This window comes from Actinomadura montaniterrae (assembly GCF_008923365.1).
Taxonomy (GTDB): domain Bacteria; phylum Actinomycetota; class Actinomycetes; order Streptosporangiales; family Streptosporangiaceae; genus Spirillospora; species Spirillospora montaniterrae.
In genome coordinates this window covers 93,989-104,315 of sequence record NZ_WBMR01000007.1, presented here as the reverse complement: position 1 = coordinate 104,315, position 10,327 = coordinate 93,989, and the positions used below count along the sequence as shown (strand labels likewise).

General features: G+C 74.5%; 8 protein-coding genes. 1 reads left to right on the top strand and 7 read right to left on the bottom strand.

All coding sequences use genetic code 11. The annotated features are described in order from the left end of the window. Window positions 1-122 precede the first annotated feature (122 nt). Window positions 123-1,550 carry an MFS transporter gene (locus F9B16_RS04830; RefSeq protein ID WP_151538598.1) on the bottom strand — a complete coding sequence of 476 codons (1,428 nt, stop codon included), beginning with the start codon at window positions 1,548-1,550 and terminating at the stop codon, window positions 123-125. Between the two features lie 155 nt (window positions 1,551-1,705). Between F9B16_RS04830 and F9B16_RS04825 the strand changes: the two genes are divergently transcribed. Beyond that, window positions 1,706-2,263, top strand: coding sequence for an NADPH-dependent FMN reductase (locus tag F9B16_RS04825; protein WP_151538597.1), 558 nt, complete (start codon window positions 1,706-1,708; stop codon window positions 2,261-2,263). A 19-nt stretch (window positions 2,264-2,282) separates the two neighbouring features. Here F9B16_RS04825 and F9B16_RS04820 read toward each other — a convergent pair whose 3' ends face one another. From F9B16_RS04820 to F9B16_RS04795, 6 genes are read right to left on the bottom strand one after another with little or no spacing between them, the layout of a single operon-like run. Then, window positions 2,283-2,687, bottom strand: a complete 405-nt coding sequence (locus tag F9B16_RS04820; protein ID WP_151538596.1) for a TIGR03618 family F420-dependent PPOX class oxidoreductase — start codon at window positions 2,685-2,687, stop codon at window positions 2,283-2,285. Between the two features lie 50 nt (window positions 2,688-2,737). After that, window positions 2,738-3,622 (bottom strand): SDR family NAD(P)-dependent oxidoreductase, encoded by an 885-nt coding sequence (locus F9B16_RS04815; RefSeq protein ID WP_151538595.1) that lies wholly within the window; start codon window positions 3,620-3,622, stop codon window positions 2,738-2,740. Beyond that, window positions 3,619-4,827 carry a macrolide family glycosyltransferase gene (locus F9B16_RS04810; RefSeq protein WP_151538594.1) on the bottom strand — a complete coding sequence of 403 codons (1,209 nt, stop codon included), beginning with the start codon at window positions 4,825-4,827 and terminating at the stop codon, window positions 3,619-3,621. The genes F9B16_RS04815 and F9B16_RS04810 overlap by 4 nt, the downstream gene beginning before the upstream one ends. A 50-nt stretch (window positions 4,828-4,877) precedes the next feature. Then, window positions 4,878-6,551 carry a hydantoinase B/oxoprolinase family protein gene (locus tag F9B16_RS04805; RefSeq protein WP_151538593.1) on the bottom strand — a complete coding sequence of 558 codons (1,674 nt, stop codon included), beginning with the start codon at window positions 6,549-6,551 and terminating at the stop codon, window positions 4,878-4,880. Further along, complete coding sequence (locus tag F9B16_RS04800) at window positions 6,548-8,668, bottom strand: hydantoinase/oxoprolinase family protein (RefSeq protein WP_225991353.1); 2,121 nt, start codon at window positions 8,666-8,668, stop codon at window positions 6,548-6,550. The genes F9B16_RS04805 and F9B16_RS04800 overlap by 4 nt, the downstream gene beginning before the upstream one ends. After that, a complete protein-coding gene (locus F9B16_RS04795) occupies window positions 8,665-10,302 on the bottom strand; it encodes an ABC transporter substrate-binding protein (RefSeq protein WP_225991352.1) in 1,638 nt (545 codons plus the stop codon). The genes F9B16_RS04800 and F9B16_RS04795 overlap by 4 nt, the downstream gene beginning before the upstream one ends. Window positions 10,303-10,327: the final 25 nt, after the last annotated feature.

Below are 10,327 nucleotides of genomic sequence, written 5' to 3'. Positions count from 1 at the left end.
GCCGCCCGGTGCCGGCGCGCCGCCCACGACCTGCGCCGCGGGCGTGCCCGCCCCGCGCCGTCCTGGGCCGCCGCGTTCCACCGTCCGCTGCCCCGGCGCGTGGACGGGTCACCGGTCGCCACCTACCGCTGAGCCGCCGCCGGGCCGCCCCGCGACAGCAGCAGGGCGATCACCAGCGCGAGCGCGAGCAGCACCGCGCCCGCGGCGAAGCCGATCCGGTACCCGTGCGTCAGCGCGGCCGGCCCGCCCGCCGCTCCGGCGTGCCGGGTCCCGGCCGCGGCCAGCGCCGCCATGCCAGCGAGCCCCAGCGCCCCGCCGACCTGCTGCGCGGTGCCGATCACCCCGGAGCGGACCCCGGAGTCGGTGGCGGACGCGCCCGCCATGGCGAGCGCGGTGGCCGCCGGCAGGACCAGGCCCGCCGAGACGCCGAGCGCCAGCATCGCGGGCAGCACGTCCACCGCGTAGGTGCCCGACGCCGGTGCCCGGGCCAGCCAGCCGAACGCCAGGATCCCGGCGGCGAGCCCCGCCGGCAGGACGCGGCCGACCCCGAAGCGGACGATCAGCGGCTCCGCGAGCGCCAGCGAGGTCGCCCCGATCACGGCCGACGCCAGCAGGTAGGCGAGCCCGGTCTCCAGCGGGTCGAGGCCGAGCACCTCCTGCAGGTACAGCGTGACCAGGTACTGGAAGCCGAACATCGCGCCGACGAACAGCGCCTGCAGCGCGTTCCCTCCCGTCCAGGCCCGGGAGCGGAAGACCGCCAGGTCCAGCAGCGGGGCCGCGGCCCGCCGCTGGCGGAGCACGAAGCCCGCGAGCAGGGCGAGCCCCGCCGCGGCCGGCAGCGCGGTGACCTCCGCTCCGGAGCCGCCGGGCCCGAGGGAGCCGATCGCGAAGACCAGGAGCATCAGCCCGGCGGTGACCAGCGCCGCGCCGAGCAGGTCGGCGCCCGCCGCCCAGCCGATGCCGCGGTCCGGGCGCAGCGTGCGGCGGCCGAAGAGCAGCAGCAGCGCGCCGATGGGCACGTTGACCAGGAACATCCACGGCCACCCGAGCAGCTCGGTGAGCAGCCCGCCGCCGAGCGCGCCGACCGACCCGCCGCCCGCCGCGACGAACGCGATCACCGTGATGGCCCGGACCCGCTCCCGGCCCTCGGGGAACAGCACCACCGCCATGCCGGTGATCACCGAGCCCGCCATCGCGCATCCCACGCCCTGCACGAACCGCGCGACCACCAGCGCCGTCGCGCCGCCGGCCGCGCCGCACGCCGCCGAGGCCGCCGTGAACACCGCGATGCCGCCGAGGAAGACCCGCCGCCGCCCGAGCAGGTCGCCGAGCCGGCCGCACAGCAGCAGGAGCCCGCCGAAGGCGACCAGGTACCCGTTGACGACCCAGGACAGCTGCGCGCCGGCGAGGCCGAGGTCGGCGCGGATCCGCGGCAGCGCCACCGCCACCCCCGTCCCGTCGACGATCAGCATCAGCTGCCCGGTGGCGAGCACAGCCAGGGCGGGCCACGGGGAGCGCCCGGCCCGTACCGCGGTCTCCGCGACGTCCATCCCGCCTCCATTCTTTTGCCGTGATCGTGCCACCCGGCGCCCCATTCGAAAAGAAGGAACATCGATGTAACCACGGGAAGGAAAAGTGCCTTCTTCCGCCCTTCTCGGAGAGTGGTGAAGGATGGACTCGACCCGAGGCACAGGGAGTGGAAGAAATGACGAAGATCGCCATTATCGTGGGCAGCACGCGGCCGGGCAGGATCGGGCGCCCGGTGGCCGAGTGGGTGCACAAGGTCGCGGCCAAGCGCACCGAGGCCGAGTACGAGATCGTCGACCTCGCCGAGCAGGGCCTGCCGCTCTACGACGAGCAGATCCCCGCGGCCGTCGGCCAGTACGCCGGCGAGCACACCAAGCGCTGGGCCGGGATCGTCGCCGGGTACGACGGGTTCCTCGTCATCACGCCGGAGTACAACCACGCGCCGCCCGCCGCGCTGAAGAACGCGTTCGACTTCGTGCACGCCGAGTGGGCGAACAAGGCGGTCGGCTTCGTCGGTTACGGCGCCGTCGGCGCCGCCCGGGCCGTGGAGCAGCTGCGGCTCGTCGCGACGGAGCTGAGCGTGGCGTCGGTGGCCGCGCAGGTCACCCTGCTCATCCCGGGCGACTTCCCGAACTACCCCGAGTTCGCCCCGCAGGAGTTCCGCGAGGCCGAGCTGGAGCGCGTGCTGAACCAGCTGGAGTCCTGGTCGAAGGCGCTGGCCACCGTCCGGCAGTGACCCCCGCGCGGCCCGGACGTCACGTCGCGGGCTCCGGCGGGAACGCGATGACCTTGTGCGGGACGATGCGGACGACCACCCGCGAGACGTCGTCCACGTCGTGGACCTCGTCGAGGTACTTCAGCGTGAGCTCGTCGGCCAGCTCCTTGCCGCCGCCCTCCAGGACCTTCGCGGTGCCGCGGATCTCGATCGAGGTGACCGGGTTCTCGATGTCGAACACCGAGAGGTTGACCCGCGGGTCGCGGGAGATGTTGCGCTCGGTGCGGCGGCCGGCGTGCGTCACGAACAGCAGGGAGTCGTCCTCGTCGCGCTTGATGAGCACGATGGAGGAATGCGGGCTCCCGTCCTCGTTCACGGTGGCGACCACGGGGAAATTCTTGTTGTCGACGAATGCCCGGGTCTTCTCATCGAGTTTCTCAGCCATGCGGCAAAGGTATATTCGGGAACGGTCCCCGGGCTCCCCTGATCACCCCCCTATTCGTCCGGTCCGGGAGGGGCGGCGTCCAGCCACCGGCCGATGACCGCCGCGCCGGCCGCGCCGTCCACGTCCGCGAGTTTCCGCGCGACGAGGAGGCGGGCGCCGGCGGAGGTCTGGCAGCGGAACGGCGGATCAGCGGACGCCAGCAGATCGGCGATCGCGGACGCGACCTCGGCCGCCGTCTGTACGGCGGGCAGCCCCGGCAGCGCGCCCTGCCCCGCTGCCGCGTTGTCGACGTACTGCCGCAGGATCCGTTCGTACGGACCGGCCCCGGCGAAGACGCGGGCCCAGTCCGTCTTCCGGACGGCGTCCGTGTCGATCGGCCCCGGCTCCACGACCGACACCGCGACCCCGACGCGCCGCGCCACGGGCGCGAAGCCTTCGAGGATCCCTTCGAGCGCGAACTTCGACCCGGCGTAGGCCTCCTGGAACGGCAGCCCGAGCACGCCCGCGACGCTGCCGACCGCGATGAACCGGCCGCCGGCCGCGCGCAGGTGCGGGAGCCCGCTCTTGAGCAGCTTGACCGGGCCGAACACGTTCACCTCGAACATCCGGCGGTAGCTCGCGAGGTCCTCGTTCTCGAACGTGTCGACGCCGGTGACGCCCGCGTTGCTGACGACGGCGTGGAGGCCGCCGTGGCGGGCCGCGACGCCGTCCACGAACGGCGCGATCGCGGCCTCGTCGGTGACGTCGAGTTCCGCGACGTGGATCTCGGCGCCGGACCGGGCGGTCAGCGCGGTGAGGCCCGCGGCGCGGTCGAGGGAGTGGACGGCCGCCACGACCCGGTGGCCGCGCTCGGCGAGCGCGACGGCCGTGCTCGCCCCGACCCCCGACCCGGCGCCGGTGACGATCACCGCTCCGGCGGGCGGCCGCGCGGTCACGACGCCGCCTCCCGCGCCGGGACGCCGAGACGGGCCTCGATGACGTCCGCCGCGCGCCGCGCGCCCCCGGCGGCCCGGGCGTGCGCCTGGAGCTCCAGCATCCGCCGGACCACCGCGGCGTCCGACGCGACCGCGGTCGCCTCGGCGACGAGCCGGTCCGCGTCCAGCTCGGACGGGTCGATGACGCGGCCCGCGCCCAGCTCCACGGTCCGGTCGGCGTAGGGGAGGAAGTCGGGGGCCGGGGGGACGATGACGACCGGTGTCGCGGTGTACCAGGCCTCGACCAGCGAGCCGCTGCCGCCGTGGGTCACGAACACGTCCGCGTGCTCGAGGACGCTGACGTTGGACACCCAGCGGTGGACCTCCACGTTCGGCGCGAGACCGGCGAGCCGCTCGACGTCGGCGTCATCGAGGCCGTCTCCCACGCTCACGACGACATGCCACGTCGTTCCGGCGAACGCGCGGGCCACCGTCTCGAAGAATCCGGCGTCGCCGTTGCGGACGCTGCCCAGGGACACCAGCGCCACGCGGGTGGCGCCCGCCGGCGGGGTCCAGGCGCCGAGGAAGTCGCGCTTCTCGACGCTCGGCCCGACGAAAACGACCTGCTCGGGATCGAAGGTCTCGTGCTCGGGCTGCATGCGGGGCGGGACGAACGAGATCGTCAGCTCCCGGACCCGCCGCGTGCTCCACAGGAAGTCCTCCAGCCGGTCGCCGAGCCCGAACCCGGCGAGCGCCTCGGCGATCTCCTCGACCGGGTCCGCCAGCCGGTGACCGGGCGCGAGGCGCTCCATGTGGTCGAAGTAGGAGTAGTGCTCGTTCGACACGACGCTCGGCGTCAGCAGGACGGGCGGCAGCCCCCACAGGGCGGACAGGAGGCGTCCCGCCTGGAAGGCCGCCTCGTCGTAGGCGACGGCGTCGGGGCGCTCGCCGCCGAAGTGCTCGCGCGCGGCGCGCAGGATCTCCAGGTTCTCGCGGAAGAACGCGCGGGTGGCCGCGGCCGGGTCGTCCTCGGCCAGGCTCGCCAGCGGGTTCAGGGAGGGATAGGTGACGACCTCGGCTCCGAAGCGCCGCACCCGGTCGGCGGGGCCCCCGGCCACCACGTAGGTGATCCGGTGCCCGCGCCGGACCAGCCGGTCGACGAGGTCGAGCTTCGGCAGCACGTGCCCGTTGGACGGGATGTCGAGGACGAGGAGGTGCAGGGTCATGGCGATGCTCCGATCCGCCGCCGCGCGGCACGTCAGGGAGGAGAGGCACGTCAGGGGGAGAGTCCGTACACGTCCCGCGCGGCGGCCTCCGACACCAGGCCGTCGCGGACGTCCGCGAGGACGGCTTCGCGCGACCGCTCCCGGGGATCGCCGTAGCCGCCGCCACCGGAGGTGTGGATCTCGATGACGTCGCCGCGCTCCAGCACGAGCGTGCTGTTGGTGCGCGGCACCGTGACCCGCCCGTCGCGGTGCCGCACGACGCCGCGGTTCGCCGGAGCGGGCAGGCCGCCCGCGAGGCCGTACGGCACCGTCTGCTCCAGCGCGCCCGAGCCGATGCAGACGACGCGGACGCCGTCCTGGTCGATGCGCCACCGCGAGAACCCGCCGAGCCCGCCGCGCCACCGTCCCGCGCCCGCCGAGTCGGTCGCGAAGCCCTGGTGCAGGATGGTCGCGGGCGCGGCGAGCTCGTGCAGCTCGACGTCCACCTCGCGGCCGCCGCCCATGGCGACCGGCGGCCCGATCGCGTCCCATCCGTCGAACCCGAGCACGGCCCCGGAGCCGCCCTTGAGCGCGCCGGTGGCGCCGAACGGCCGGCCGGTCCGCTCGTCGATCCCGACGGCGGCGAACGCGTACCCCCGGCACCAGCCCGCGTGGGTGAGCGCCGGGTCGGCCTGGGCGAGGGCCAGCCACACCGCTTCCACGATCGCCTCGCAGGCGGTGATCGTGCACAGCGTGGTCGCGGCGGGCTCGACCGCGTGCGCGATCGTACCGGGGCGGGTCAGCACGTCGATCGCCGAGAGGGCGCCGCTGGTGCGGCGCTGCGCGGGGTCGGTCACCGCGAACAGCGCGACGAGCGCCGAGGCGACGGTGTTGGCGCGGGTCGAGTTCGCGTACCCGGTCACCTGCGGGTCGGACCCGGTGAAGTCGAAGACGGCGCGCTCGCCCGCCACGGTGAGCCGCAGCCGCACCGCGATCGGCTCGCGGTGGTGCTCGCCGCCGTCGTCGAGGTGCCGGACGGCCTCGTACACCCCGTCCGGCCAGCGGACGATCTCCGACCGCATGTGCCGGGCCGCGGCCGCGAGCTGGAACCGCACGGCCTCCAGCACCGGTTCGACGCCGAACGCGTCGAGCATCGCGACCAGCTCGCGCTCGCCGAGCGCGGCCGCCCCGATCTGGCAGTGCAGGTCGCCCTCGACCGCGTCGCGGAGCCGGAGGTTCAGCAGGATCAGGTCCCAGACGTCGTCCTGCCGGACGCCGCGCCGGTACAGCCGGACGGGCGGGATCCGGAGCGCGTCCTCGTAGCAGTCGCGGGCGCCGGGGTTGTAGCCGAGTTCCCCGCCGCTGCCGCCGACGTCGGCGTGGTGGCCCTTGGTCGCGGTCCAGAAGCGGAGCACGCCGCGGTGGAAGACCGGTTTGAGGACGGTCACGTCAGGCGGATGGTTGTTGCCGTGGTACGGGTCGTTGAGCACGAAGACGTCGCCTTCGCCGACGTCGCCGGCGAACTTGGCGAGGACGCCCTCGTAGGCGCTGGGCAGCGACCCGGCGAGGACCGGGATGAAGTCCTTGGTGGCGATCCACGCGCCGCCGGCGTCGAAGATCCCGGTCACGAAGTCGCGGCTCTGGAACGCCGCGGACCGGCAGGACCGCAGCATCGCGTCGGCCATCCGCGCGGCGATGGCGTGCAGCCGGTTGTCGACCACCGAGGCCAGGATCGCCGCCGTCACCGGACCGCCTCCTTCACGCCGCGCAGCGCGGCCAGCACCTCGGCCCGTTCGCGGCCGGCCGCGAACATCAGGGTCGTTCCGCCTGCGGTGACCTCGTACGCGAACCCGGGCGGGACCACGATGGTCGTGCCCGAGCCCGCCAGCAGCGCGGGCCCGTCCTGGCGTTCGTCCACCGGGACCGCCTCCAGGCTCCGGACGGGCACCTCCTGGAAGGCGCCGTCGAACCAGGCCCGCTGCGTCCCGTCCCCGCCCGGCCGTGCGCGGGCGGCAACCGGAACGCCCGTGGACGGGGGCGAGGGGGTGGGCGCGCGCGCTTCCAGCCGGAGGTTCACCAGTTCCGCAGGCGCTTCCGGTTGCGCGAAGCCGTACAGCCGTTCGTGGCTCTCGTGGAAGGCGGCCATGAGCCCGTCCAGCGCCGCGGCGCCGTCGCGGGTTCCAGGCGGGAACGCCACCGTGACCTCGTGGACCTGGCCGACGTACCGGACGTCGGCCAGCCGGGTGAACCGGAGGTCCGCCGGCGCCGGCCCGCCGGCCGCCGAATCCGCCTTCGCGCGGTCCTCCAGCCCGGCGAACGCGGCGGCGACCTCGTCCGGGCCGGCTCCGGTGGCGCGCGGGTCGCGCCCGCGCCCGAGCAGCGTGTGCACGTAGTAGCGGACCAGGTCGGCGCGGAGCATGCCGCGGGCGCACAGCACCGACGCTCCCGCCGGCACCACGACCAGCGGGATCCCCAGGTCGCGGGCCAACTGCACGGCGTGTACGGGCCCGGCGCCGCCGGCCGCGACGAGCGCGAGCCGGCGCGGGTCCAGCCCGTGCCGGGCGATCACCAGCCGCAGGCCGTCGGCCATCTCCGCGTCGACCGCGCGGCGGACGCCCGCCGCCGTCTCGACCGTCCCGAGCCCGAGGCGCCGCCCCAGGTCCCCGATCGCGCGGCGCGCCAGGTCCGCCGACGGTTCGAGGCCGTCCCCGAACCCGCCCGCGAGATGCCCGAGGAGCAGGTCGGCGTCGGTGACCGTCGCGTCCCGGCCGCCGCGCCCGTAGCAGGCCGGGCCGGGGTCGGCACCGGCGCTCGCCGGGCCGACGCGCAGCAGGCCGCCGGGGGTCGTCCAGCCCACCGAGCCCCCGCCCGCGCCGATCGTGGCGATGTCGAGCATCGGTACCGAGACGGGGTGGCCCGCCGGTTCGGCCCGCGTGGTGATCCCGGTGGCGCCGTCCGACGACAGGCTGACCTCGAAGCTCGTGCCGCCCATGTCGATCGTCAGGGCCTCGGGCACGCCGAACTCGGCGACGACGCGCGCCACGGCGGCGGGCGCGCCCGCCGGTCCCGACAGGAGCGTGTCCACGGCGCGCTCGGCAGCGCGGTCCAGATCCACGACCCCGCCGTTGGACTGGACGATCAGCACCCGCCCGGTGTGGCCGAGGTCCGCCAGGCGCCGTGCCAGCCGGTCCAGGTGGTCGCGCAGCACCGGGCCGACGTAGGCGTTCAGCACCGCCGTCGAGGTGCGTTCGTACAGCCGGACCTCGGGCGCCACCCGCGACGACACCGACAGGAACGTCCCGGGCAGCTCCGCAGCGAGGATCCCGGCCGCCCGCCGCTCGTGCGCGTCGTTGAGGTAGGAGAAGGCGAAGGCGACGGCGACCGCCTCGACGCCGGCCTCCCGGAACCGCCGCGCCGCCCGCCGCACGCCCTCCTCGTCCAGCGGCACCGTCACCTCGCCGGTGCGGTCCACCCGCTCCCGGACGGTCTCGATGAGGTGGCGGGGCACGAGCGGCGCGGGCGGCGCCGACCGCGAGTCGAACTGCTCGGCACGCGCTCCCTGCCGCGCGAGCAGGACGTCGCGCAGGCCCTCGGTCGCCAGCAGCCCGGTCCGCGCGCCGGTGCCGGTGACCAGCGCGTTGGTGGTGATGGTGGTGCCGTGGACGATGACGCCGGTGCGGGCGAGCAGCCCGGCGAGCGGCAGCTCCGCCTTCTCCGCCAGCCCTTCGAGGCCCGCGACGACCCCGTCCGCCGGCTCGTCCGGCGTGGAGCCGGTCTTGTGGTCCAGCTCCACGCCGTCCGGGCCGAGCAGCGCCAGGTCGGTGAACGTGCCCCCGACGTCCACGGCGATGCGGTAGGTCACGACAGCCAGACGTCCTGCAGGGTGGGCAGCCGGGAGTCGGCGTCGAGGGCGAAGCCGTGCACCTTCTTGCCGACCGCGACCACGGCGGTGTCCTCCACCAGCGGCGTGTACAGCCCCTGGGAGATGATGCGCTGCTGGGCGTCGGCCAGGATCTTGGCGCGGGCGGCCTCGTCGGTGGTGGTCGCCTGCTTCGCCAGGAGCGGCTGCAGCGGGGCGTCCTGGACGTTGTAGAAGTTCGGCGGCGCGGTGCTGAACGTGCCGAGCAGGCTGACCCCGGCGTCCAGGCCGCCGGCGACGCCGGACAGGAAGAGGTCCCACTTGTGCGCCTTCAGCGCCTCCACCGACTGGGCCGCGGTCGCGAGCTGCGGTTTCAGCTCCACGCCGATCTTCTTGTACTGGGCGGTGACGAGCTCGACGAGCGGCTGGTCCCACGGGTTGCCGCGGTCGAGCCAGCCGAGGGACAGGGTGAGGCGCTTGCCTCCCTTGGCCCGGATGCCGTCACCGCCGGGCACCCAGCCGGCCTTGTCCAGGAGCGCCGCCGCGGCCTTCTGGTCCGGCTTGAGGAGCGCGCTCTCGTCGGCGTGGCCGACGACCGCGCCGGTGACGACGCTGTTGGGCACGCCCCATTCGGGGGTGAGCAGCGTGTCGCGGATCTGCCCGGTGTCGACGGCCTTTACCAGCGCCTGCCGGACGGCCGCGTCGTCCAGCGGCGCGCGGTCGGCTCCGGTCACTACCAGGCCCTCGGCGAGCCGTGGGTTGCGCTGCGCGACGATGGAGAACCCGGCCTTGCGGACCGGCGCGATGTCGGAGGGGTTGAGCGCGCCGGCGAGCTGCACCTGGCCGGTCTTCAGCGCGCCGGTGCGGACGCTCGGTTCGGTGATCACCTTGTAGACGACCTTGTCTAGGTAGGCGTCCCCGTCGTGCTTGGCGGTCTGCGGGCCCCAGGCGTAGCCCTTGCGCTTCGTGAGCACCACCTGGCTGTTCCGCGTGTACGACTGGAGCACGAACGGCCCCGTCCCGATGATCTTGTCGAAGCGGTCGGCGACCGGCAGCGCGAGCGTCTTCGGGGCGAGGATGCCGAAGGCGGTGCCCGCCGCCCAGAGCGGCCACGTCGGGTACGGCTTGGCGAAGTGCTGGACGACCGTGTGGTCGTCGGGCGCGTCGGTGCCCTTGTAGCCGCCCTGCTCCAGCAGCGAGACGGACGTGGAGCCCGCGGCCTTGGCCTTGTTGGCGATGACGTCGTCGAAGTTGTCCTTGACGATCTTCGCGGTCAGCGGCGTGCCGTCGGAGAAGGTGACACCGCTGCGCAGCTTGAAGGTGAACTCGGTGGCGTCGGCGTTGGCCTTGAAGGACTCGGCGAGCCAGGGGACGGGCTTCTTGGTGGCCGGGTCGAGCGCGAGCAGCGAGTCGACGATGGGGCGCGAGACCTCCCGGACGAGCGGCGTGACGGCGCGCGGGTCGATGCTGACCGGGTCGCCGGCGAGCGCGACGGTGAGGGTGCCGCCCGCCTTCGGAGGACCGTCCGCCTTGGAGCCCCCGTCCGACGAGCCGCCGCCGCACGCGGCCAGCAGCAGCGCCGCGGCCGCGGCGGCCGGCGTTATCTTGAATATTCCGACCGTTTTTATCTGGAACACGGTCCGGGTTCTCCTTGTCGTGATG